Origin of the sequence: Streptomyces sp. NPDC101166 (assembly GCF_044768125.1) — a bacterium.
Taxonomy (GTDB): Bacteria; Actinomycetota; Actinomycetes; order Streptomycetales; family Streptomycetaceae; genus Streptomyces.
The window spans coordinates 58412-80512 of the sequence record NZ_JBIWPF010000018.1 but is presented as its reverse complement, the minus strand read 5'-3'; the positions used below and the strand labels follow the sequence as shown (position 1 = coordinate 80512).

Here is a 22101-nt window from a genome sequence, read left to right as displayed (position 1 = left end):
ACTGGGGACCCCACCACTCGATCAGCTGCCCAGGCAACCTCGGTTGCAACGGAGCCCCGGGCCTTCTCACCCATGTGACCTAGAGGACCACGCATGCCCACACAGATCATGTGACCGACTGCGAGTCGATCACGCCGGACGGCGGGTCCGACTCTGCTCCGGCGGTCAGCGGTCGAGCAGGTCGCGGAATCCGGTGATCAGGGCCCGCAGCCCGAGGTCGAAGGCCAGCGTGGCGCGGCTGCGGTCGGCGGGGGCCTGGTCGAGTACGGCGCTGAGGTGCGGAGCCGTGTCGCGAGCGACGTCGGAGACCATCACGGGCGGCGCCACCAGATCGAGGGCGGAGCCGAGAACGAAGCTCTCCAGTGCGGTGATCAGCGGCATGACCTCCTTCGCGGCGAAGCCGGCGTCCAGCAGCAGCTCAGCGACCTTCTCGTACATCGCGTGCATGAAGGGTTCGGCGAGCGGGGCGGTGGCGAGCAGGGGGACCGCCCCTGGGTGGGCGGCGAAGGCGGCGAGGTAGGAACGGGCCCATCCCTCCAGGGCCTTGTCCCAGGGCTGTGACCAGTCCTGGTCGTCTCCGGTGGTCACGGCCAGTTCCTCGCGCATCAGCGAGATGATGTCTTCGCGGCCGGCGACGTGGTGGTAGAGCGCGGAGGGGGCGACTCCCAGGGCTTTGGCCAGGGCCGGGATGGAGAGGGCGCCCTTCTCGTCGGCCAGGCGCAGTGCCGCGGCACCGATGCGCCCGCGGTCCAGCAGGGGTGTACGCGGCCGTCCCACGGTGGCTCCTCGTCTTCGTGCGCCATGACCCAGAAATTACCGAATGGCATTCAGTAAAACTCTTCCCAGTCGGCTGAGCGGCGCCTACATTACCGGAAACCGAATGCCTTTCAGTTAGGCAGTCGGCCGAAGGAAGGGCACCGCCACACGTCATGCACGCCGACATCGTCTTCACCGGAGGGACCGTCCGGACGGGGGCCGCAGATGACCCCGTCCACGAGGCCCTTGCCGTCACCGGCGGCCGCATCACCGCCCTCGGCGCGCAGGCGCTGTCCGCCCGGGGACCGCGTACCGCCGTCGTCGACCTGGCCGGCGGAGCCCTGCTGCCGTCGTTCGGCGACGGACATGTACACCCGGTGATGGGAGGTCTGGGGCTGGCCGGCGTTCCGGTCCGGGGCCGGACGAGCGTCGAGGCGATCGTCGAGGCCGTACGAGACTGGGCCGCCGAACACCCGGAGACGGAGTGGATCACCGGTGACGGCTTCGACCCGTGGCTCGCCCTCGACGGCCGGTTCGACGCCCGGTGGCTGGACGCCGCCGTACCCGACCGTCCCGTCGTCCTGCGCACCATGGACCACCACACCGCCTGGGTGAACAGCGAGGCTCTGCGCCGGGCCGGTCACACCGCCACGACCCCGGATCCGGCGGGCGGGGAGATCCTGCGCAGGGACGGATCCTCCGAGCCGCTGGGCACCCTGCGCGAGTTCGGGGCCCTCGGCCCGGTACTCGCCCTGATTCCCACGGCGTCCCACGAGGTACAGGTAGCGGCACTGCGCGAAGCCGCCGCCCGGTTCGCCGCAGCCGGCGTGACCTGGGTTCAGGACGCCTGGGTCGAACCGCACCAGGCCGACGTCTGGGTCACCGCCGCGACCACCGAGCCGGGGCTTCCCCTACGAGCCGACCTCGCCTTCATCCTGGAACCCGACGGCTGGCGCGAGCGCATCCTCCGGTTCACGGCGGACCGGGACAAGGTGGAGAGCTCCGCACCCGGGCTGCTGACCGCGCGGACCGTGAAGTTCTTCGCCGACGGCGTCATCGAGTCCGGCACCGCCGCCCTCCTCGAGCCCTACACCGACTGCCCGCACTCGCACGGCATCGCCAACTGGGACCCCCGGGAGCTGGCCGAGGCCGTCACCGCCGTCGACGCCCTCGGCTTCCGCGCGCACCTCCACGCCATCGGCGACGGCGGAGTCCGGGGCGCCCTGGACGCGATCGAGGCCGCTGCCCGCGCCAACGGCGCCCGCGACCGCCGTCCGGTCATCGCCCACGCCCAGCTGATCCACCCCGCCGACCTGGCCCGGTTCGCCGCACTCGGCGTGGTCGCCAACCTCCAGCCGCTGTGGGCCCAGCCCGACCCTCTGATGACCGAGCTGACCCTGCCGAGGATCGGCCCGGAACGCGGCGGGCGGCAGTACCAGATCGCCGCCCTGCTCGCCTCCGGCGCACGGCTCTCGTTCGGCAGCGACTGGCCGGTCACCGCCCATGAACCACTGCGGGGCATCGCCACCGCCGTGACCCGTCAGACGCCCGGGGGTGTTCCCGAGGGCGGCTGGTTCCCCGAGGAGCGGATCGACGTCGACACCGCTCTCGCCGCCTACTCCGCAGGATGCGCCTACCAGGCGTTCGAGGAGGAGGAATGGGGCGCGCTGCGTCCCGGAATGCGCGCTGACCTGGTGCATCTCGCCGCCGACCCGGCCGGGACCGCCCCGGGTGACCTCGCGCATCTCCCCGTCCTGGGTACCTGGCTCGCCGGCCGGCGTACTCACGATGTCGCCACCCCCCGCAGCACGCGTGCCGGGAGACGATAGACGTACGTCGTTTCACGACCGGTCCGCGTCTCCCGGACGTTCCACCCGCTCCCCGACCACCCACACCACGCGGAGACCTCCATGGCCGAGCCCCTCGTCCCCATCGCTCCCCAGCAGCTCCCACCGGCCGCAGACGCCGATCAGGGCCACCTTCAGCGCGGCAGACTCGGCGTCGCCGACGTCGTCTTCTTCGTCGTCGCCGCGGCCGCCCCGCTCACGGTGATGGCCGGCGTCGCTCCTCTCGCCATCCTCTTCGGCGGCATCGGCGCCCCGGTCGCCTACCTCGCCATCGGCGTGCTGCTGGTCCTCTTCGCGGTCGGCTTCACCGCGATGACGCCGTACATCCGCAACGCCGGCGCCTTCTACTCGTACATAGCCCGAGGCCTCGGACGTCCGGCAGGACTGGGGGCGGCGCTGCTCGCTGTCTTCTCGTACAACTCCCTCCAGATCGGCATGTTCGGCGCCTTCGGCTTTTTCGCCTCCACCACCGCGAACGACCTCCTCGGCGTCGACCTGCCCTGGCCGGTGTACGCCTTCGCCGGGATCGCGGTCGTCTGGTTCCTGGGCTTTCGCTCCATCAACCTCGGCGCCAAGGTCCTGGCCGCCCTGCTGATCGCGGAGACCGCCATCCTGGTGCTGCTCGCCGGCTCGGTCCTGGTCAAGGGCGGCGCGAGCGGGCTGAGCTTCGACTCCTTCGCCCCCTCGAACGTGTTCGTCTCCGGGATGAGCGGGCCGCTCGGCCTCGCCGTCGCCGCGTTCATCGGCTTCGAGGCCACCGCCATCTACCGCGAGGAGGCCCGCGAACCCGACCGCACCGTGCCCCGCGCCACCTACCTCGCGATCGGCTTCCTCGGCCTCTTCTACGCCTTCATCGCCTGGATCATCGTGCAGGCGTTCGGCAGCGACCAGGCCGTCGCCGTCGCCGCGAAGAACCCGGCGGAGATGTTCTTCACCGCCATGACCCAGTACGTCGGCGGCTGGGCGACCGACGTCCAGCGCGTCCTGATCGTCACCAGCGTGCTCGCCGCCCTCCTCGCCTTCCACAACGCCATCACCCGCTACGTCTACGCTCTTTCCGTCGAGAGTGTCGGCCCCGCGGCGCTGGGCCGGGTGCACTCTCGGCACGGCTCGCCGTGGGTGGCCGGCATCGCCCAGAGCGTCCTGGCGGTCGTGGTGGTCGCCGTCTTCGCCGTCATCGGCGTCGACCCCTACACCAAGTTCTTCCTGTGGGTGAACACTCCCGGTGTGGTCGGCGTCCTCGTCCTGCAGGCGCTGGCAGCCTTCGCGGTGGTCGCCTTCTTCCGCCGCAACCGCGCCGAGCACGGTGAGGGACGCCTGCGCACCCTCCTCGCGCCCGCCGCGGCCGGCGTCCTTCTCACCGCTGTCACCGTGCTGGTCTGCAAGCGCCTGGACCTGTTCACCGGTGCCGGCCCGACCGTCAACTGGTCACTGGTCGCGCTCACCCCGGCGGTGTTCCTGGCCGGCATGGGTCTGGCCGCACGCATCCGCCGCACCCGGCCCGACGTCTACACCAAGCTCGCCACGACCGACGTCGACGCTGCCTGATTCCCCGGTGCCCGGCGGTGCCGCCTCCCGGCCCGAGTCGCTGGGCGCGGTACCGCCCCGCGCCGGTACACCCGACCACGAGACGGTCCACGCAGAAGGTGCACGACCATGCCCCTCGGCCGCAGCAGGAAGGGGCGGGGGTCAGAGGGTGGGTTCGGCGGCGTAGGTGAAGGATCCGGTGGCGGTGCCGCCGGGGGTGGTGACGGTGATGTCGAAGGTCCCTTCCTGGCCGCTGGGCGGGGAGGTGGCGAGGAGCGTGGTGTCGGAGACGGTGGTGAAGGCGGCAGGAGCGCCGTTGAAGGTGACCTGGTCGGCTGCGGCCAGCCCGGTGCCGGTGATGGTGACTTCGGTGCCGCCGGCGGTGGGTCCCGTGCTGGGGCTGACGCCGGTGACGGTGGGTGTGCCGAGGTAGGTGTAGAGCAGGCCCTCGGCGCGGCCGCCGGGGGTGATCACGGTGATGGTGACGCCGCCCGACACCGGGGCCCCGACTCCGGCCGGTGTCCTGACGTCCAGTTCCGTGTCCGAGACCTTCTGGATGACGGCTCGGCGGGGCCCGAAGTACACGTCGATGGCTCCGGCCAGGTTGCGGCCGGTGATGATGATCTCCTGGTCGCTGCCGGCGACGGGGCCTGCGGCGGGGCTGATGCCGGTGAGGGCGGGGACGGGGCGGTAGTAGAAGGTGCCGAGGGTTCCGGTGCCGCCCGGGGTGGTGACCGTCACGGGGACGGCGCCGCTTCCTGCGGGGGCGGTGACGGTCAGCGAGGTGTCCGTGTTGGCGGTGACGGTGGCCGGAGCGGTGCCGAAGCGGACGGAGCTCGCGTTGGCCAGGTGGTGGCCGGTGATCGTCACCCGGGTGCCGCCGGCCGTGGATCCCTGGTCGGGGATCACGGTCGTCGCCATGACGCCCACGCTGCCCGAAGCGTTGTCGGTCACGTAGGCGTAGGTCCCGCTCGGGGTGAACGCGATGCAGGTGGGGCCGTCGCCCACGTCGATGTTCTCCACGACCGTGTGGGTGGCGGTGTCGATCACGCTCACCGTGTCCGGCTCGAAGTTCGCCACGAAGGCGTGGGCGCCGTCGGGACTCACCGTCACCAGGCGCGGCTGGGAGCTGACGCCGACGGTCGCCGTCACCGTGTTCGTAGCGGTGTCGATGACGCTCACCGTGGAGTCGCCGACGTTGGTGACGTAGACGTGAGCCCCGTCGGGCGCGGCGTTGACCAGGATGGGGTTGGGGCCGACGGGGACAGTGCCGGTCACGGTGTCGGTGGCGGTGTCGATCACGCTGACCGTGTTGGAGAAGAGAGACGCGACGTACACCCGCGTCCCGTCCGGCGTGACGGCCAGACCGATCGGCGCGCCTGCGACCGGGACGGTGCCGGTGACGGTGTTGGTGGCGGTGTCGACCACACTCACCAGGTTCGCGTTCTGCACGGACACATAGGCGTGGGCGCCGTCCGGGGTCACCCCCACCACCGACGCCCCCGCCCCGACGGCGATGTTCGCGACGATGGTGTTCGAGGAGGTGTCGATCACGCTGAGCAGACCGTCGGTGTTGACGGTCACGTACACCCGCGTGCCGTCCGGGCCGGCCGCCAGGAAGACCGGGTCTGCGCCGGTGGGGATGGTGTGGGTGACGGTGTCGGTGGCAGTGTCGATCACACTCACCGTGTTCGAGGCCCGGTTGGCCACGTAGGCGCGGGTCCCGTCGGGCGTGAGAGCGATGCCCTGGGGCCCGCTCCCGACCGGAATCGTGGTTCCTGACCCGAACACGGCAGCACTGAGTACGAGACCGCGCGCCTTGGCAGGCTGTGAAGGTAGCGACGTCGAGGTGACCATGACACTCCCTGAGGCAGGCGGGAGAGTTCCTCCCGCACGGAAATGTCTGCTCCACCGGATGGGCCAACCGTGAGCAGCGCCCGGCCGGACCGGGCGGTGAGTTGTACACGCGTACAGGCGAAATACCCATACGGAGATGCACTTCAACGTGTGCGAAAAATGTCAGATTTTCTGACGTCCATTCAATCGTGTATGGGGAGCCGGCCCTTCGGGGAACCGGTGCGCCGTGTCGATGCCGTGCAGGTGCGGGTCTTCATTCGCCCGCAGGGTGGCGGGTGTCAGGGGCGGTGACCACCCCAGGGCTCCTGGTCGACGAAGCGGCCCGCGGGCTGGGCGAAGGATGGCGGCGTAGCGGCTCGGTCGCGGCACGAGATCAGATGTTCTCTTGGCGTCCCGGCCACGTAGTGCCCCGCGTTGCCGTGAGCCGGCGAGCGCCCGCGGGCATCGACTTCGGCATGGTGCACCGCATGGGGCGCGGCACGAAGGCCGACCTCTCTCCTGTATCCGCACTGAGAGAAAAGTCCTTCACGCAGAGGGGAGTTGAGTAGGCGTACTCATTCCCCGCGCCCGGTGCGCGGCCAGTATGGGTGCACGGCGCCGTCGAGAGCGCCGGTGTGATCCAGCTGAGCTTGGCAGGGGAATCTTTCATGTCACGTCGCGTCGTTTTGTCCGTGGCTGCCGGGGTCGTCGTCCTCCTAGGTGCCGGTGCCTTCGCCCTCGCCTACGCCGGGGACCAGCCTCCGGCGCTGGCGCACAGCACGGCCCGCTACGCCGCTCCCGACGGCGACCGCGACGGCTCGTTGACCTTCACCACTGACGTCACGACGTCCTCCGACGTCAAGAGCGTGAAGGTGCTGGCCTGGCCGGCGAACTCGTCCTTCGCGAAGAAGGGACTGACTGCCAAGGACATGACCGCCGCCGAGTCGGCCGTCTGCAAGCCGTCGGGCGGGGACACCGAGCGGTGCACCTATAAGGTCGCCGTCACCAGCGCCGATGCCGACGGGTCCCCGCAGGGTCTGTGGCACGTGGCCGTCCTGGCCACCGGAAAGGACGGCGGCACGACGCTGGACACCAAGGCGGCCGACTTCACGGTGGTGTGACCCAGACGTGCGGGTGAGTGGCGATCGCTCCGCGCCCCTCGAAGAACCTTCTTGAGGGGCCGTCATACCCTGGATGCCGTCACAAGCCATTCTCAGGAATTCCGTACCGGCGGCGTTGGTGACAGCCCTGCCCGCGCCATCGTTGAGGATCTCGCCGATCGCGACGCGCAGCTCCTCGCCGGAGGCCTTCTTCATGCCGATGGTGAGGAAGTCACCGTTGGCGCTGCGCACCACCGCCTTGTCGCCGGCGGTCGAGACGACAGGGGTGGCGACCCGGAGATCTCCGTGGACGGCCGATCTGAAGCCGTCCTTCAGGAACGCGGCGACCGCGGCGTCGCCGCTCTCGAGAGCAGCGACGGCCTCTCTTCGCAGACCCTTGCCCGCACGGTCCAGGCTACGGACGATCGCGACGCGGTTGTCCCCCACGGTCTGCCTCGGCGCCGTCTCGGGCGAGGAAGGTCCGGATGTCGGCGTCCGCCCCCACAAAGCACCTCGGCGGCGGCCTTGATGCCCTGCCACCGGTCAGCCGCGCCCTGACGACCTCGGCGCGCCTGGTGTCCGGCAGTGGCACCGGTTCTGGTGCCGCGCCTACTGCAGTGGCGGCGGCCGTGGGGAGGAGCGTCAAGGGCGTGGAGGCCACGGCGGCGGAGGCGGCGAGCGCGCCGAGCATGCGGCGACGGCTCCCGAAGATTGTCCGCAGCGGAGAGTTGTCCTCGTGCGAGCTGGTGACAGGACATGCCGCATCGCACCGGCAGGGCGGTTCCGGGCGCTCTCGAAAGGTGGAGTGCCGACGGACGTGAAGTGGTCAACGGTCGGGAGTACTTGCAGTTCGTCCCATGGCAACTGCCCTAGCGGGGTGGATCAATTAAGTAGGTACCTTCTTTAACACGTACTTCCAGCAAGCACACTGATGGACCATCAGAATCTTCTTTGCAGGAGCTTCACCAATCTTCGTGCAACCTTTATGGAGTGTGACGGAGGTCACGAGTGGAGCGTGGTGATTGCCACAGTGTGCACGGATTTACGCGCTCGACCTAAGGATGGCTTCGTGTTTGCATGATGAAGAGGATGGTGATCACCGGGGCGAGGACTTCTCGCTTTGGGGCGTAGGGAGGCCTCTTCCCGGGGGAGTTGGAACGCACCCCGGCAGAGCGATGCCGATAAGGCATTCCTGTGCACCCGAAAGAGCGAGACCAGTGACGAATGTCCGGCGTCAGAGACGGACTTGGGGATGCAATGAAGCTACGGCAATACCTCCGCCGGACGCGGTCACTCGGCCCTGTGGACCTCCACCGGCACCGGCATCAACGCACCGGTCAAGGCCTGGGACTCCGGCACCGGGTTCTGGACCTGGGCCCGGACCAAGGTCGCCTGACCACGCGTATATCGCACCGGCACAGTGAAGACGTGGTCCCGCGCGGACTGCGAGTCCTCACGGGACGCCACACCGGGTGCTCGGGACCACGCCTCCACTGAACTCATCACCACCGACGACACCGGAAACCTGGAAGCCCGCACCCCGTACACCAGGCTGCCAGGTCCGGCGGTACGACACCCCCGCGCGCCCGCCGGACACACAGATGGCCTCTCGTGGACACCACGTGTCGGAGTGGACAGCGGTGGGCGCGCGCGGACCCGGAGCGACGCGAGCACAGGCTCGCCGAGCTCAGATCCGCCAAGCAGCACCCTCACCGGCGCCTCGGCTCCGTCCCTGCGGGGGCCCGTCGAGTGCGTGAGTCACACGTCTCCCACCTAGGAAACCAAGGTCATGCGACACCTCAGAGACCATCGCCTCGCCCCCTTCACCAGAGCATTAACCACACGCCTTGCCGCACCACTGGTCGCCGCGCTGCTCGCGCTGAGCGCCACCCCCGCGAACGCCCTCTCCGGCACCGCCGCGGTCGACGGCACGCTCGCGTTCACCACCCGCCTTGAGATCGGCGACGGCCAGAAGGCCTGCTCCGCCGCCCTGGTACACCCGTACTGGCTGCTCACCGCCACCAGCTGTTTTGCCGACAACCCGGACGCGAGCCTCGCCATACCCACCGGCGCGCCCAAGCTCAAGACCACCGCGACCATCGGCCGCACCGACCTCACGACCTCCGGCGGCGAGACCCGCACCGTCGTGGAACTCGTCGCACACCCGTCACGGGACGCCGTCCTGGCGCGGCTCAGCCGCCCCGTCACCACCATCACGCCCGTGAGTCTGGCCGCCGCCGCGGCCACGCCCGGCGAAAGGCTGACGGTGGCCGGCTACGGCCGCACCGCCACCGAATGGGCTCCGGCGCGCCTGCACAGCGGCACCTTCGCCGTCGACTCGGTCGCAGCGGAGACGGTCGCCACCACCGGCGAGAACGGCGCGAGCGTCTGTATGGGCGACACCGGCGGCCCGGCCGTGCGCCTGGCCGGCGGCAAAGCCGAACTGGTCGCCGTCAGCAGCAGATCCTGGCAGGGAGGCTGCTTCGGCGCCGATCCGGCCGTGACCCAGACCGGCGCGGTCAGCACCCGTGTGGACGACCTGCGCTCCTGGGTCGGCTCCACTGTCGCCGTTCCCGCTGCGGCCGCAGCGGGTGCCTGGCGTGCTTACGGCAACACAAACCCGATCACTTCCAGCTCCAGCACGTGGCGTTGCGCCGGCAGTAAGACGATCGCCACCGGCGTGATCGCGCAGGCCTGTGCGATCAGGTCGTCCAGCGGAAGCGGGGTCCAGGCAGCGGTGATCGTGCGCAACAACCAGTCCAGCCTCTATGGCGCGGAAGCGGGTATGGATCTGTATACCGCCTCGGGCACGCACTTGGGCGATTGGAAGTGCCCGTCCTCGGGGGTCGGGGCGAACTCCTGGTCGGTCTGCTTCGGAACAACCCTCGCAGAGAGCAGCCAGGTGAACTCGTTCGGGGCGCTGAACGGCACCTATCTCGGCCTCTCGTCGAATGTCTGAACCGAGGCCGATCGCCCCGAGGGGCTGAGGACTCGTCCAGCAGGTGATGGCTGAGTCTCCTTCCCCTGTGTTGAGGGTGAGTTGGACAGGTCAGGGGATGGCGATGTGACAGAGCCCCCGGTCGTAGGCGGTGTTGACTCCACTCGACACCGTCGACACCCCGGGGGCTCTGCCGGTTCCGTTTCCTTCCACGCTTCGAGGTGTCGAATGAGCTGGTTGAGCACGTCTTTCGGCTCAACTATGCCCGAAGGCGTTGCATGTGCCGCGTCGGAAGTTGAGCTGATCCAAGCCGACACCTGCTCACAGTCCGGGCGATTCAGCCGCTTCTCGCCTCCGGGCGGGAGGGGCCCTTTCGTCACGCCCGGACATCTGGCGCGCGTCGAACACGGGTGGACCACGTTCTGGGCGTCGGCCCCGTGAACCGCAGACTTCCGCAGTGCCGGCCACGACTGGCTCTGACAAAGGCGTCGGAGGTGGCGGTGGGTGATCAGGCAGACGGCGGGTCCGAGGAAGCCGCGGTCGGCCGGCAGCGCGTCCGGTCGTCGGCGGGGTCTGCCGACCCGGCCCGCGACGGCCGGGATCTTGTCCAGCAGGGGCAGCGGCTAGGTGACGTCGTTGCGGTTTCCGCCGGTCAGCGACACCGCGAGCGGGATGTTCTACCCGTCGACGATGAGGTGGTGCGTGCTGCCCGGCCGTGCTCGGTCGACCGGGCTGGGCCCGCTTTTGGGCCCCTGCGGGCAGCCCTGACCTGGGAGGAGTCGATCACCGCCATCGACCAGTCCAGCTTGTCCTTCGACCGCAGCTTCTCCAGCAGCAGCACATGCAGTTGGTCCCAGACGCCGGCTGCGTTCCAGGCGGCCAGGCGCCGCCGGCAGGTCATGCCCGAACCGAAGCCCAGCTCCTGGGGCAGGTACTCCCACTGGATCCCGGTGCGCAGGACGAACAGGATCCCGCCCAGCGCCTGCCGGTCCGGCAGGTCTGCCCTCGACGAGCTTCGGTGCCGGCGCGGGCAGCGACGGCTCGATCAGCGACCACAGCCCAAGGGTCACCCCCCGGCTCCGGCACGCCGGCCGTACGTCGCGGGGTCCACCGGCCGCTGTGCCTTCGGCAGGCCCTCGACCACCAGCCGGTAGGAGTCGGTGACCAGCTCCTCGACCAGGCCGCGGTCGAGGGCGCCGCCGCCGTGCAGGGTGATCCAGTGCTTCTTGTTCATGTGGTAGCCGGGAGTGATTTCCGCGTACTGCTCCCGCAGCACGGCCGACTCGTCGGGGGCGGACTTGAGGATCACCATCGGCTCCCCGGTCACCTCTGTGACCAGCATGAACACTTTGCCGCGCACCTTGTGCACGTCCCACTCGGGGCCGAAAGGACGCTCCAGCCCGGAGCCGGGCAGTCCCTCGGCGTACTCGGCGGCCAGCCGCTGTACTTCTGCGCCGTCCATGACGCGTGTCTCCTTCCTCCTCCGCTGCGGACCCTGCCTCGTGGTCAGGACGCGACCGCCTCGGTCGCGGTCTGGGCGAACGCCCAGTTGGAGTGCACGATCCGCCACTCGCCGTCGATCAGCCGGTACGCCTCCGTGGCGTTCCAGGCCCGCAGCTGCCGCTCCGTGCCGCCGTCGTCGAGCACGTAGGTGTTGAGGTTGTAGGCCAGGACCGCGAAGTCGCCGCCGTCGCCGACGTGCACGACGGGGTGCAGATACTCGCTGCGCACGATCTGCGGGTTCGAGTAGAGCGCCTCGATGTGGGCGATCACCTGGTCGCGACCCACGATCACGTCCTTCAGGATCGGGTCGAAGTAGCTGATCTCCTCGGCGTAGTTGTCGAGGTAGCCGCGGTTGTCACCGGCGCTCCACCGCTCGTTGAAGGCCTTCTCCAGCTCCAGAACGGTGGCGCCGATCGCTGCCTTGTCGAAGCTCATACGTGTCCCTTCGTGGACGCCCGGCGGTCGAGTCCGTCGGCACGTGTGCACTTCCGGTACCGGTCGGCACCGGAGGCCCGCCGTCGCGGGCCTGAGAACCACTTTGTCCCGGGGTTGTCCGGTTGGGACGCTAAACTGCGGACACATGATGGTCATCGACGGACAGAGTGCCGCGGACGAGACCACCGGCCCCGCCGAGGGCCCGGCACCCGCCCCGCTGTACGGCTTCCAGCCGCCGGCCGGAACCCCGTACAGCCTGGAGGTCACCACGATCGAGGACTTCCACGCCGATCACGACGACTGGCCGTGGAACCCGCCACGGCCGGGCCGGGCCACCTTCCACTACCTGATCCTCGTGACGTCCGGCGTCCTGAAGCACGACGTCGACCACATCACCCACACCGTCACCCCCGGCAAATGGCTCTGGGTACGCCCAGGACACACCCAGTGCTGGCACCCGCCCTCCACCGCGACCGGCCCCTTCATCCTCTTCGAGCCGGACGTCCTGGACGCCGGCACCGCCCGCCTGCTCACCCCCGCCACCGCGCACGACGCACCGGCCGTCCTCACCCCGCACCCGGACGACGCCCCCTGGGCCGAACGCACCGCCCATCAACTCCTCGACGAGCACCGAGCCCTGGGACGGCGCCCCCTCGACCTCCACCACGCACTGCGCCGCAACCTCCTCCAGGCCCTCCTGCTGCGCCTCGCCCACAGTCCCGGCGCCCCGGCCACCCTCTCGCCCACCACCCGCCGCGCAGCACTCCACCAGCGTTTCCTCGACGCCCTGGAACTCCACTTCCGCGAACGGCACCACGTGGACGACTACGCCCGGCTCCTCGGCTGCTCGGTGCGCACCCTCACCCGCGCCGCCCAGGACGCCGGCCGCCCCGGCGCCCGCCAGGTGATCGACGAACGCCGCCTCCTCGAAGCCCGCCGCCTGCTCGGACCCGCAGGCTGGACCGCCCGCGCCGTCGCCGCCCACCTGAACTTCCCCGACCCCGCCGACTTCGGCCGCTTCTTCCGCCACCACACCGGCATCACCCCCGCCGCCTGGGCGGTACAGGCAGAACACCGGAAAAGCAGCCCCAGCCTGGGTCTTTGACCGTCGTACGGCGGTGATGTCCTCGACTCGACGGTCGATCCGGTAGGTGTCCAGAGTCCCGTCGAGGTCACGAACGCCTTGCGCGCCGCAGCCCGGACGGCCGTAGCGAGGTCGGGCACGAGAGCGGCCAGGGCCTCGACGGCCTCGGTCACACACCGGTGGACCGTGCTGGTGCCGACGCCATGTCGTATCGAGCTCCAGACGCCGGGCAGTCCGCAGAGGGGACAGGCTCCCGCATCAACTCACCTCATGATCAGCCGGGTTGGAAGGGCCCCAGTGCGTCAGCGGATGCCGGCCAGCAGCACCAGTTTCAGCAGGCCTGCGGATTCACGGCTGAGCGTCTGTCCGGCCTGGAGCCGACGGTGCTCGTGGGCCCGGTCCAGGTTGGCCCGCTGCTCGGCGACAGTGCCCAGTCGGTGTCGGTCAGGACGGGGTGGCCGGCCTCGAGGATGCGCCGGCAGGTCCCGCGGACTGTGGTCTTCATGGGCTGGGCGGCTCGTACACTGACGAAAATGGAGGACCATACGGCCACCGGGGTCTGTGCACGTCCGGCGCCCGTCCTACGGGACTACGTCGACTCGTATGTCGGCTTCGACCTCCGCGGGCTCCCGACGGGGGTGCACTGCGGCCCGCCGAGCCGCGCGCTCAATGCGGTGATCAGCCTGTCAGATCCCCTGGAGGTGGCGGCGGGCGTCGACGACGGGTCACCGGTCACCCGATTCGGCAGCGTGGCCGGCGGTCTGATGTGCCGGTCCGTCGCGATTCACCACGACGGACGCCAGCAAGGTGTTCGAGTATCGCTGACACCGCTCGGGGCCCGGGCCGTCTACGGCATGCCGTCCGCCGAACTCGCCCACCGACTGGTCCCACTTGACGAGCTTCTCGGAGCCCTTGCCGTCGAGCTGGTCGACCGGCTCCGATCGGCGACAACATGGGCGGCGCGGTTCACCGCGCTGGACGAATTGCTCCTCCGAGCTGTCGGCCGTGGCGCCTGCGGCGACCATGTGCGCTTGGTGCGCCCCGAGGTAGCCGAGGCATGGCGCCGCCTCGTCGCCGCGCGGGGCTGCGTCCAGGTGGGTGCGGTCGCCGCGGAACTCGGCTGGAGCCGCCGGTACCTCACCGAGCGGTTTCGCGGTGAGGTGGGCCTGTCGCCGAAGACCTTCGCCCGAGTCCTGCGCTTCGAGCACGCGCACGAACTGGCGGCGGCGCAGTACCCGCTCCCATGGGGCGAAGTGGCAACCGTCTCCGGCTATGCCGACCAGGCCCATCTCGTCCGGGACTGGCGCGAGTTCACAAGCCGATCGCCGACGGCCTGGCGTCGCGGCGAAGTCCTCCTCGGAGCCGGGTAGCCGGCTTCCGTCTGCCCTTCGCGTCGGCTTCTCTTCCCTTTTCTTCAAGACCGCCCGATCGCTGTCGTGGACGATCGTCGGCATGAGACTCGTCAACCACGAACGCAATGCCATGGACCTGCGGACCACTCCCGTGCACCTCGGACTGGGATCGAGAGCGAAGCCCGTCGAGGGCTTCACCTGGGACCCGGAGGTGCTCCAGGCCTACAGCGCCGCGGTCGCGGCGGACGGCGCCGAGGGCCGGATGGTGATGATCTTCGACGGCGACGGGCCCGGCGACCATTGGGAGAGCCACCCTGCAGGCGACGAACTGGTCGTCTGCCTCAGCGGGTCCGTGACGGTCACTCGCGACGTGGACGGGGTGCCCGACCGCGTTCTGCTCGGGCCGGGCGAGGCCACCATCAACCCGGCCGGGGTATGGCACGTGGTCGACATGGAGGGGCCGACGTCCATCATGGCCGTCACTGCGACCCTCGGCACCGACCACCGTCCTCGGACCGACGCCCGCCCGACCGAACGCGTCGGTGCGCCCAGCCCGGAGGAAGCGCCGTGACGACACGCATCGCGTGCCTCGGCGACAGCCTCACCCGCGCGCAGTTCAGCGTCGACTACCTGGATCTTCTCGGACGACGCCACCCTCCCGGTGACGTGCGGCTTGCCCGTTTCGGCGCCAACGGCGACTTCGCCCACAACCTCTTGCAGCGCCTCGATGCTGTCGTCACGAACCCACCCGATGTGATCACCGTGTTGATCGGGACCAACGACGCCCGAGCGAGCCTTGCCGGCTACCCCGTCGAGCAGGCCATGAAGCGCAAACTACTCCCCCGTCGCCCGTCGGCCGGCTGGTTCCAGCAGTGCCTGGGAGCCGTCGTCGCGCGGCTGCGAGCGGAGACCGACGCGACGATCGGTCTGCTGTCGCTGCCGGTACTCGGCCAACAACCCGACGGAGCAGCGGCACAGGCATCGCAGGCGTACAGCGGGATGATCGCCGAGGTCGCCGCCGCCAACGAGGTGGCCTACCTTCCGCTGCACGAACGCCAGATCGAGGAACTGCGCCAAGCGGACCCGCCGCCGATTCCGTACCGGGAGGCGACGCCCGCAGCGGTCGTCGGCGTCCTCGTCCAGCACGCGGTGCTGCGCCGCAGCCTCGACACGATCTCGCGGCGGCGAGGTCTCGTGCTCACGACCGACCACATCCACCAGAACAGCCGCGGCGCCGCCCTCATCGCTGAGGTCATCGACGCCGGTCTGCTGACCCCGACGGCGGCCCGCGGTCCGAGCCCCGCTCGCGGCACACGGCATGGGCCTACCTGAACGAGATCCAACCGGTGCTGCCGGAGTGGTCCAGCCTCTACGACCACCTGCGGGAAGTCACCCGACAGGACATCAGCACCGCCCGGGACGCCGTCACCGGCAAACAGCGCGAGAGTGATATCGATGAGAAGACCGCGATCCGCTAGGCGGACTCGGCACGGCAGCTCCTCCAGATCGACTTCGAAACCGGCCGCACCGGCTGACGCCGTCCGCGACCATCAGCACCGTCGCTCGGGAAGGCGTGCACTCGGACCCTGACGACATGTCAGCAGCGCCGGTTACCAAGTAGTGCCGGCGGGCTCCTCGATGGTGGTGTTGATGCGGTTGAAGAAGTTGGTGAGGCTGATCATCAGGATGATCGCGGAGAGCTGCTCCTGATCGAAGTGGTCGGCGGCCTCGTTCCACAACTCGTCGGGGACGGCCTTCCCGGAGCGGTCGGCGATCCGGGTGGCGGCCTCGGTCAGGGCCAGGGCGGCGCGTTCCTCGTCGGTGAAGAACGGGACCTCGCGCCAGGCGGCCACGGCGTGGAGACGTTCATCGGTCTCGCCGTGCTTCTTCGCGCCCGCCACACCGGCGAACACGCAGGCGCTGCAGCCGTTGATCTGGCTGGCCCGCAGGTGGACCAGCTCCAGGATCTGCGGAGAGGCGCCGCCCTGGTACATGGCCTTGTAGATGTTCTGGATGCCCTTCATGGCGTCCGGCAGGACGAGAGCGGGGTTCTTCATACGGGCAGTGGTGGTGATCGCGGGATTCATCTGATGCTCTCCTGGTGATCCGTTAGCGTCTGTCACTGGACCGACGGATCCGGACGCGGGGGTGTGACAGGTGAGCGAAGATTTTTTTCTGGCCGACCGTTTCGAGGCGGAGCGGTCCGGGCTGCGGGCGGTGGCCTACCGGATGCTGGGATCGCTCGCCGAGGCGGATGACGCCGTCCAGGAGACCTGGCTCAAGCTCAGCCGCGCTGACGTGAGCGACGTGAAGAACCTTGGGGCCTGGCTCACCACGGTCGTCGGCCGGACATGCCTGGACATGCTGCGCTCGCGTACCTCTCGACGCGAGGATCCGCTGCCCGAGCAGGACGGGTCGATCCGGCTGCCGGACCCGGTGGTCACCGCGCTGGCCCGCGTCGACCCCGAGCAGGAGATCCTGATCGCGGACTCGGTGGGCATTGCACTCATGATTGTTCTGGAGACCCTCTCCCCGGCCGAGCGACTCGCCTTCGTCCTGCACGACATGTTCGACGTGCCCTTCGACGACATCGCCCCCGTCCTCGGCCGGACCACGGCCTCCACCCGGCAGCTCGCCAGCCGCGCGCGCCGCCGGGTTCAGGGCGCCGCCCCGGCGGCCGACACGGACATCGCCCGCAAGCGCGGTGTCGTGGACGCCTTCCTGACCGCTTCCCGCGGCGGCGACTTCGAGGCGCTCCTGGCCGTCCTCGACCCCGACGTGGTCGCGCGCTCCGACGGCGGCACGCTCGTCCCGAGCATCCTGCGGCGCGGCGCGGCCGACGTGGCATCCCAGGCGATCGCTTTTGCCCGCTTCGCGGCGGACGCACGCCTTGTCCTGGTCAACGGCACACCCGGCGTCGTCTCGTTCGCCGAGGGCCGACCGCTGTCCGTCATGTCCTTCACCATCTGGGACGGCCGCATCACCGGGCTCGACATCCTCAGCGATCCTGACCGTCTGACCACGCTCGGCCTGACCACCTGACCGAAGCCGGCCACCCTCAGGAGGCGGACGCTGGGAAGACGGCTGATCGCCCGGACGCTCACGCACCCTGGAGCGGCCTCTGGAGACCCCCGCGACTTCACCACGACCCCACGGGCCCGCCCTCTGACATCAGGGCATCGGACCTTCGGGTTCCAGCCGAAGTGCCTTCAGTTCTTGCGAACTCGCGGGGGTCCTGGCCCTGTTCTCGTACAGCTACGGCCAGGTGGCGTGTACGACAATCTGCGGCAGCGCCGGAAGGGCGGGACGGCGTGACGATCGAACCGGTGACCGAAGTCGGGAGTGGGGGCGCACTTCGGTTGCCGCGCGCCAGGGTCGTGCCTCTGTCTGCCCCGCGCGCGTCGTACGGCACGGCGGTCGAGCGGTACCTCACCGGCGCGGGCATAGCAAAGTCCTCCGCGTGGATCTACCGGATCTCCCTCACAACGTGGGGATGAATGCTCGCCGGGGCGCGAAGCCGCCCGTCTTCCCCGTCGCAGCGATCGGCGACCCGGCCCTGTGGGAGGTCTGGCGGCGGCGCGGGCTGACGAGACGGACGCCGACACCGTCAACCGCGAACTGTCCATCGCTCGAAGGCGCGGACGGCTGCGCTCAGTTCGGCACGGGGGGCGGCCGGAGAGGTCTGGGCGACCGCGTCCAGGAGTTCTCCGACGCCGACGTCCTGCACCCCCCACTGGAGAGGGGCCCTGTCGATGGGTGGTCAGCGCCAGTAGTCGTTGGCGGCGGCGATGGTGGCGAACTCGGTGGCGACCACTTGGCCTATGGCGATGAGGGAGTCGGGGTTCTCCGCGTACACCGGGCGCAGGCGCGTGCGGACCTCGGCGTCGGGCTGAGTCGCCTTGATGACGAGACGGGCCATCTTGAGGGCGAGTTCGCGGCCCTCCTGCGGCGTGGCGGTCTTCAAAGAGTTGTGGGGAACGAGTTCCATGACGATGCTCCTGCGGGGTGGGAATAGGGGTTGCGGCCGATCGGCCGTGATGGGAGTGGCGGTGCTGTCACGTGCGGTCTCCCCCTTCGGGAGAGGAGCCTCGCGCTGTGAGCTGGGGGCGGTCAGCGTCCGGGTACGGGGAGGTCGCCCTCTACGTACTGGGCGCGTCCGTCAGCGAACGACCAGTCTTCGGGACCGTTTTCGAAGTAGCTGATGAAGAGGTCCTTGCCGTCGACGCCGGCGTCTGCGAGCTGGGCGGCGAGCGTCTTGTAGAGGTGCTGCTTGTCCTCGGTGCTGCGGCCGCGCTGGGTGAAGATGTGAACGATGACGGTGCCGGTGCCGGTGCGTCGGAAACCGAGTCCGGCGTCCTCGGCGATCATCTCGTCCGGGTCGTGCTGGGTGATGATCTGGAAGCGGTCGCGCTCGGGGATCTTCAGGACGTCGATGAGGGACTTCTGAACGGCGTCGGCGATGGCCTTGACGGCCTCGGGGCTGCGGCCGCGGATGAGGTCGATGCGTACGAGGGGCATGGGGAAGCTCCTTCGAGGTGGGGTCAGGACGTGATGTGGGGTCAGGACTTGAGGGGGAGCCAGGTGCCGTGGTCGGCGATGGCCAGGACGGAGGTGAGGCCCGCGTCGTCGAAGGCGTGCGCGATGGCATCGCGGCCCTCTGTGAAGTGGGCCCAGCCGTCGCAGTGGACGGGGATGACCACCGGGGCGGAGAGGATCGCGGCGGCTGCGGCGGCGCGGACGCTGTCGAGACTGACAGGGCGTTCGCGGAACTTGCCCGAGACGCGGGCGGCACCGGCGTGGAGGATGGCCACGTCGATGTCGGGGATGCGGCGGGCGATCTCGGTGACGGTGCGGATGGAGGCGTTGTCGCCGCTGATGTAGACGGTGGGGAGGCCGTCGCCGGTGAGAACGAATCCGGTGACCTGACAGTTGATCTCGCCGTCCGGGTCGCGCTCGCCGTCCTCGGGGCCGTGGACGGCCGGCACGGCGGTGACGGTCAGCTCGCCGCCGTCCGGGCGTCTGAGGCCGTGGGTGTCCCAGGCGGCCAGGCCTTTCGCCGGGGAGTTGAGGCGTTTGGCGCCGCCGGTCGTGGTGAGCAGCAGCGGGGCGGTCAGGGCGAAGGCGCGGCCGCGGTCGTCGAAGTTGTCCGCGTGGTTGTCATGGCTGACCAGGACCAGGTCGACGTCCGCGAACCGGTCCTCGGTGACGGCGGGGCCCTCGGTCTTGGTCAGGTAGCCGTACGACTGCGGGGTGTCGAAGGTCGGGTCGGAGACGATCCGCAGCCCGCCGAGGTCGAGGACGGTCGTGGGGCCGCCGACCACCATGGCCGAGCCGTCATGACGGGGAAGAAGGGGGGATCGCGATCCCATGGTGCCGGGCTCCTAGGTTCGGGCAGGAGGAGGGAGCGGTGCCGGGGGGCCGGCCGCTCTGAGTCCCTCCGCCCTCGACCGTAGGAAGAGGGGGCGGTCAGCGGAAATGCCGCTCTGGTCGAAGCTATGCCTCACTTGCATGGACGCAGGTCGCGGCCGCGTCCAGAGCCGCTTCGAGGAAGCGGCGCAGCAGCGCGGACCCCGTGCCGGACTCGGGGCGATAGGCGAGGCGGACCGGGCTGGGCGGCGCGTCGGTCACCGGCAGGAAACGCAGCGCGGGATGCTGAATGCGGCGCTCGGCGACCTCGGGGACGATGCCGATTCCGCGCCCCGCGGCCACCGATTCGATCCACTCGTCGAAGTTCGCGGTCTCCACATACCGCCGGGGCCCGCCCCCGTCCGGCCAGCACCAGGGGCCGGTCGTGCCGCTGACCGTGTTGACGACCAGCGTCCACTCGTGGGCGTCCTGCCAGCGCAGAGCCTCTGCGGGAGGGTTGCGGGAGGCGTCCGGACCGTCGCCCGGGCGTTCTTCGCGGGCGTGGACGGCGACGCGCCGCTCGTCGTACAGGCGGGCCATCCGTAGGGTGGCTGCGACAGGCTTGCCGCCGCGTACCAGGGCGACGTCGACTGTCTGGCGGTCGAGGGCGTCGAGCGGGTCGTCGCAGCGGACCAGTTCCACCCGCGCGTCGGTGGCGCGCTCGAAGCCGGCGATGGCGCGCTGGGCCCAGGGGTCGGGCAGCAACCAGCTGAACCCGAGCCGGACGACGGACTCACGGCGCGCCGCCGCCACGGCCGCGTCGAACGCGGCGAGGGTCCGCTCGGCGTGGACGAGGAACTGGGCGCCCGTGTCGGTGAGCGCGACGCCACGGGAAGAGCGGTCGAGCAGGCGCACTCCGAGGCCCGTCTCCAGCTGGGCGACGGTGCGGCTGAGCGCAGGCTGAGTGATCAGCAGTTCCTCGGCGGCCCGGGTGAACGAGCGGTGCCGGGCCACGGCGGCGAACGCCCGCAGGTGCCGCAGCTCGACACCGGACGCGGTCGCGCGGCCGGAGGTCGTCATCACTGCCTCGCACTATGCCTGGAGAACATGAATGCAGCGTAACCGGCATGTTCCTCCGTCGCGTACACCACCCAGCGGGCGGCAGCGGCCTGCTGTCTGCGCTGCCATGAACGCCCCTGCGCCCCGCGCACCCAGACCACGTGTCCGCCATGTGGTGGAACGTCGTCGGGCGCAGCCAGGACCACATCACCCAGGCTCGGGACGACGGGAAGAGCGGGCACCAGGCGGTCACGGGCGAACCGCGCTCCGCCGGTCGGAAGCTGCTCCGGCCGTGTGGACCACCGTGGACGCGGCGCGGTCCGTCCCCTTGCTGTGGTCCGCCGCCCAGGCTGCGGCGGCGACCACGAAGCCGGCGGCGACGAGGGCGGCACCGACGAGGTTCGGGGAGGTCAGCCCGAACCCGGCCGCGATGGCCGCCCCGCCGAGGTAGGCGCCGGCGGCGTTGGCGAGGTTGAACGCGGCCTGCATGGCCGCGGAGGCGAGGGTGGGTCCGTTTCCGGCCTTCTCCATCACCAGGGTCTGCACGGTCGGCACCATCGCGAAGCCGAAGAATCCGACCGCGAGAGCCGTCAGCGCCGCCGCCCACTGCGTATGCGCGGTCACGGAGAACAGCGCCAGCACCGCCGCGAGCAGCAGGAACGCCGCGCAGATGCTCGGCCGCAGCGCGCGGTCGGCGGCGTACCCGCCGGCGATGTTGCCCAGCGTCATGCCGACGCCGAAGAGCGCGAGGATCAGCGGCACTGCGGAGTCCGAGAACCCGGCGACGTCCGTCAGCATCGGCGCGATGTAGGAGTAGCAGGCGAAGAAGCCGCCGCAGCCGACGACCACCGTCGCCAGCGCCAGCCACAGCTGGCCGCTGCGGAACGCGCTCAGTTCGCTGCGCAGCCCGCCCTGCGGACGCGGTCCCAGACATGCTGCGACGCCTGCGCGAACCCGCCGACCACGAGATCACCGACCTCGCCCGCTGGTTCACCGTCCTTGCGTTCCTCTCCCTGCTGCCCGACACCGCCGAGCAGCACGCGGTCCTGCGCCGCCGTCTGGCGTTCCTCGAGGCACCGTCGAGCTTCTTCTACGAGGACGAAGAGCCCGTCCGCGCCGAGCAGACCGACGACCCCTACCGGCGCGGCATGCTCCTCATCGCCCGCGCCATCACCCGATCCGAACTCGACTGGCTGCACGAGACGTTGGGAGACACCTCCAGCGAGGAGGCATGACATAGCTGCTTTCGATCGCATCTGTTGCAGCGATCGTGGGAGGGGGCGCTCGTGGCCGAGCTGATGTCGTTCCGGCGGGAAGC

The 22101-nt window shown here is 70.0% G+C and carries 21 protein-coding genes and 2 pseudogenes; 11 read left to right on the top strand and 12 right to left on the bottom strand.

The genetic code is table 11. The annotated features are described in order from the left end of the window. Positions 1–165: 165 nt before the first annotated feature. Positions 166–777, bottom strand: a complete 612-nt coding sequence (locus ACIRS4_RS28320) for a TetR/AcrR family transcriptional regulator (RefSeq protein ID WP_404201376.1) — start codon at positions 775–777, stop codon at positions 166–168. Positions 778–929: 152 nt separating this feature from the next. Between ACIRS4_RS28320 and ACIRS4_RS28315 the strand changes: the two genes are divergently transcribed. Continuing rightward, positions 930–2585, top strand: a complete 1656-nt coding sequence (locus ACIRS4_RS28315; protein ID WP_404201374.1) for an amidohydrolase — start codon at positions 930–932, stop codon at positions 2583–2585. 81 nt (positions 2586–2666) lie between these two features. Further along, entirely contained in the window at positions 2667–4151 is a 1485-nt protein-coding gene (locus tag ACIRS4_RS28310) for an APC family permease (RefSeq protein WP_404201372.1), read from the top strand. Positions 4152–4292: 141 nt separating this feature from the next. Here ACIRS4_RS28310 and ACIRS4_RS28305 read toward each other — a convergent pair whose 3' ends face one another. Continuing rightward, on the bottom strand, positions 4293–5987 hold the full coding sequence (locus ACIRS4_RS28305; protein WP_404201370.1) for an IPT/TIG domain-containing protein: 1695 nt from the start codon (positions 5985–5987) through the stop codon (positions 4293–4295). A gap of 647 nt (positions 5988–6634) precedes the next feature. Between ACIRS4_RS28305 and ACIRS4_RS28300 the strand changes: the two genes are divergently transcribed. After that, the gene (locus ACIRS4_RS28300; protein ID WP_404201368.1) at positions 6635–7087 is read left to right on the top strand and encodes a DUF5707 domain-containing protein; all 453 of its coding nucleotides are present in this window, start codon (positions 6635–6637) and stop codon (positions 7085–7087) included. 348 nt (positions 7088–7435) lie between these two features. On the opposite strand, the pseudogene ACIRS4_RS28295 reads toward ACIRS4_RS28300, so the two are convergent. Next, a pseudogene (locus tag ACIRS4_RS28295) lies at positions 7436–7513 on the bottom strand (hypothetical protein); the annotation flags it as partial. Positions 7514–8855: 1342 nt separating this feature from the next. Between ACIRS4_RS28295 and ACIRS4_RS28290 the strand changes: the two are divergent. After that, positions 8856–10025, top strand: coding sequence for a S1 family peptidase (locus ACIRS4_RS28290; protein ID WP_404201366.1), 1170 nt, complete (start codon positions 8856–8858; stop codon positions 10023–10025). Between the two features lie 509 nt (positions 10026–10534). On the opposite strand, the pseudogene ACIRS4_RS28285 reads toward ACIRS4_RS28290, so the two are convergent. The 3 genes and pseudogenes from ACIRS4_RS28285 to ACIRS4_RS28275 all read right to left on the bottom strand — a co-directional run. Further along, positions 10535–11074 (bottom strand): annotated as a pseudogene (locus tag ACIRS4_RS28285) (IS5 family transposase); the annotation flags it as partial. Then, positions 11071–11466 (bottom strand): MmcQ/YjbR family DNA-binding protein, encoded by a 396-nt coding sequence (locus ACIRS4_RS28280; RefSeq protein WP_404201364.1) that lies wholly within the window; start codon positions 11464–11466, stop codon positions 11071–11073. The pseudogene ACIRS4_RS28285 and the gene ACIRS4_RS28280, both read right to left, overlap by 4 nt. A 44-nt stretch (positions 11467–11510) precedes the next feature. Beyond that, the gene (locus ACIRS4_RS28275; RefSeq protein ID WP_404201362.1) at positions 11511–11942 is read right to left on the bottom strand and encodes a YybH family protein; all 432 of its coding nucleotides are present in this window, start codon (positions 11940–11942) and stop codon (positions 11511–11513) included. Between the two features lie 145 nt (positions 11943–12087). Here ACIRS4_RS28275 and ACIRS4_RS28270 point away from each other — a divergent pair, with 145 nt between their 5' ends. The 5 genes from ACIRS4_RS28270 (at position 12088) to ACIRS4_RS28250 (ending at position 15856) form a co-directional block, all read left to right on the top strand. Continuing rightward, positions 12088–13047, top strand: a complete 960-nt coding sequence (locus tag ACIRS4_RS28270; protein ID WP_404201360.1) for a helix-turn-helix domain-containing protein — start codon at positions 12088–12090, stop codon at positions 13045–13047. A gap of 512 nt (positions 13048–13559) precedes the next feature. Continuing rightward, positions 13560–14396, top strand: coding sequence for a helix-turn-helix domain-containing protein (locus tag ACIRS4_RS28265; protein ID WP_404201358.1), 837 nt, complete (start codon positions 13560–13562; stop codon positions 14394–14396). A gap of 82 nt (positions 14397–14478) precedes the next feature. Further along, positions 14479–14949, top strand: a complete 471-nt coding sequence (locus ACIRS4_RS28260; protein ID WP_404201356.1) for a cupin domain-containing protein — start codon at positions 14479–14481, stop codon at positions 14947–14949. Then, positions 14946–15710, top strand: a complete 765-nt coding sequence (locus ACIRS4_RS28255; protein WP_404201354.1) for an SGNH/GDSL hydrolase family protein — start codon at positions 14946–14948, stop codon at positions 15708–15710. The genes ACIRS4_RS28260 and ACIRS4_RS28255 overlap by 4 nt, the downstream gene beginning before the upstream one ends. Positions 15711–15724: 14 nt before the next feature. Continuing rightward, positions 15725–15856: a hypothetical protein gene (locus tag ACIRS4_RS28250; RefSeq protein WP_404201352.1), complete on the top strand. Its 132-nt coding sequence runs from the start codon at positions 15725–15727 to the stop codon at positions 15854–15856. Positions 15857–15988: 132 nt separating this feature from the next. On the opposite strand, the gene ACIRS4_RS28245 is transcribed toward ACIRS4_RS28250, so the two are convergent. Further along, the gene (locus ACIRS4_RS28245; protein WP_404201350.1) at positions 15989–16465 is read right to left on the bottom strand and encodes a carboxymuconolactone decarboxylase family protein; all 477 of its coding nucleotides are present in this window, start codon (positions 16463–16465) and stop codon (positions 15989–15991) included. A 70-nt stretch (positions 16466–16535) separates the two neighbouring features. On the opposite strand from ACIRS4_RS28245, the gene ACIRS4_RS28240 reads away from it, so the two are divergent. Then, entirely contained in the window at positions 16536–17420 is an 885-nt protein-coding gene (locus ACIRS4_RS28240) for a sigma-70 family RNA polymerase sigma factor (RefSeq protein ID WP_404201348.1), read from the top strand. A gap of 718 nt (positions 17421–18138) precedes the next feature. Here the strand turns inward: ACIRS4_RS28240 and ACIRS4_RS28235 are convergent. The 5 genes from ACIRS4_RS28235 to ACIRS4_RS28215 form a co-directional block, all read right to left on the bottom strand. Then, the gene (locus tag ACIRS4_RS28235; RefSeq protein ID WP_404201346.1) at positions 18139–18366 is read right to left on the bottom strand and encodes a hexameric tyrosine-coordinated heme protein; all 228 of its coding nucleotides are present in this window, start codon (positions 18364–18366) and stop codon (positions 18139–18141) included. Between the two features lie 122 nt (positions 18367–18488). Next, positions 18489–18896 (bottom strand): tautomerase family protein, encoded by a 408-nt coding sequence (locus tag ACIRS4_RS28230; protein WP_404201344.1) that lies wholly within the window; start codon positions 18894–18896, stop codon positions 18489–18491. Between the two features lie 41 nt (positions 18897–18937). Beyond that, entirely contained in the window at positions 18938–19747 is an 810-nt protein-coding gene (locus ACIRS4_RS28225; protein WP_404201342.1) for an MBL fold metallo-hydrolase, read from the bottom strand. Positions 19748–19871: 124 nt separating this feature from the next. After that, positions 19872–20804 carry a LysR family transcriptional regulator gene (locus ACIRS4_RS28220; protein ID WP_404201462.1) on the bottom strand — a complete coding sequence of 311 codons (933 nt, stop codon included), beginning with the start codon at positions 20802–20804 and terminating at the stop codon, positions 19872–19874. Between the two features lie 228 nt (positions 20805–21032). After that, positions 21033–21677, bottom strand: coding sequence for an MFS transporter (locus ACIRS4_RS28215; RefSeq protein ID WP_404201461.1), 645 nt, complete (start codon positions 21675–21677; stop codon positions 21033–21035). Positions 21678–21715: 38 nt separating this feature from the next. Here ACIRS4_RS28215 and ACIRS4_RS28210 point away from each other — a divergent pair, with 38 nt between their 5' ends. Then, positions 21716–22018 carry a hypothetical protein gene (locus ACIRS4_RS28210; RefSeq protein ID WP_404201340.1) on the top strand — a complete coding sequence of 101 codons (303 nt, stop codon included), beginning with the start codon at positions 21716–21718 and terminating at the stop codon, positions 22016–22018. The last annotated feature ends 83 nt before the right edge of the window (positions 22019–22101 follow it).

What these genes read in the sequence shown, in the direction of transcription:
- ACIRS4_RS28315 (WP_404201374.1), top strand. Translation starts at nt 930, where the DNA reads ATGCACGCCGACATCGTCTTCACCGGAGGGACCGTCCGGACGGGGGCC.
- ACIRS4_RS28310 (WP_404201372.1), top strand. Translation starts at nt 2,667, where the DNA reads ATGGCCGAGCCCCTCGTCCCCATCGCTCCCCAGCAGCTCCCACCGGCC.
- ACIRS4_RS28305 (WP_404201370.1), bottom strand. Translation starts at nt 5,987, where the DNA reads ATGGTCACCTCGACGTCGCTACCTTCACAGCCTGCCAAGGCGCGCGGT.
- ACIRS4_RS28300 (WP_404201368.1), top strand. Translation starts at nt 6,635, where the DNA reads ATGTCACGTCGCGTCGTTTTGTCCGTGGCTGCCGGGGTCGTCGTCCTC.
- ACIRS4_RS28290 (WP_404201366.1), top strand. Translation starts at nt 8,856, where the DNA reads ATGCGACACCTCAGAGACCATCGCCTCGCCCCCTTCACCAGAGCATTA.
- ACIRS4_RS28280 (WP_404201364.1), bottom strand. Translation starts at nt 11,466, where the DNA reads ATGGACGGCGCAGAAGTACAGCGGCTGGCCGCCGAGTACGCCGAGGGA.
- ACIRS4_RS28275 (WP_404201362.1), bottom strand. Translation starts at nt 11,942, where the DNA reads ATGAGCTTCGACAAGGCAGCGATCGGCGCCACCGTTCTGGAGCTGGAG.
- ACIRS4_RS28270 (WP_404201360.1), top strand. Translation starts at nt 12,088, where the DNA reads ATGATGGTCATCGACGGACAGAGTGCCGCGGACGAGACCACCGGCCCC.
- ACIRS4_RS28265 (WP_404201358.1), top strand. Translation starts at nt 13,560, where the DNA reads ATGGAGGACCATACGGCCACCGGGGTCTGTGCACGTCCGGCGCCCGTC.
- ACIRS4_RS28260 (WP_404201356.1), top strand. Translation starts at nt 14,479, where the DNA reads ATGAGACTCGTCAACCACGAACGCAATGCCATGGACCTGCGGACCACT.
- ACIRS4_RS28245 (WP_404201350.1), bottom strand. Translation starts at nt 16,465, where the DNA reads ATGAATCCCGCGATCACCACCACTGCCCGTATGAAGAACCCCGCTCTC.
- ACIRS4_RS28235 (WP_404201346.1), bottom strand. Translation starts at nt 18,366, where the DNA reads ATGGAACTCGTTCCCCACAACTCTTTGAAGACCGCCACGCCGCAGGAG.
- ACIRS4_RS28230 (WP_404201344.1), bottom strand. Translation starts at nt 18,896, where the DNA reads ATGCCCCTCGTACGCATCGACCTCATCCGCGGCCGCAGCCCCGAGGCC.
- ACIRS4_RS28225 (WP_404201342.1), bottom strand. Translation starts at nt 19,747, where the DNA reads ATGGGATCGCGATCCCCCCTTCTTCCCCGTCATGACGGCTCGGCCATG.
- ACIRS4_RS28220 (WP_404201462.1), bottom strand. Translation starts at nt 20,804, where the DNA reads ATGACGACCTCCGGCCGCGCGACCGCGTCCGGTGTCGAGCTGCGGCAC.
- ACIRS4_RS28210 (WP_404201340.1), top strand. Translation starts at nt 21,716, where the DNA reads ATGCTGCGACGCCTGCGCGAACCCGCCGACCACGAGATCACCGACCTC.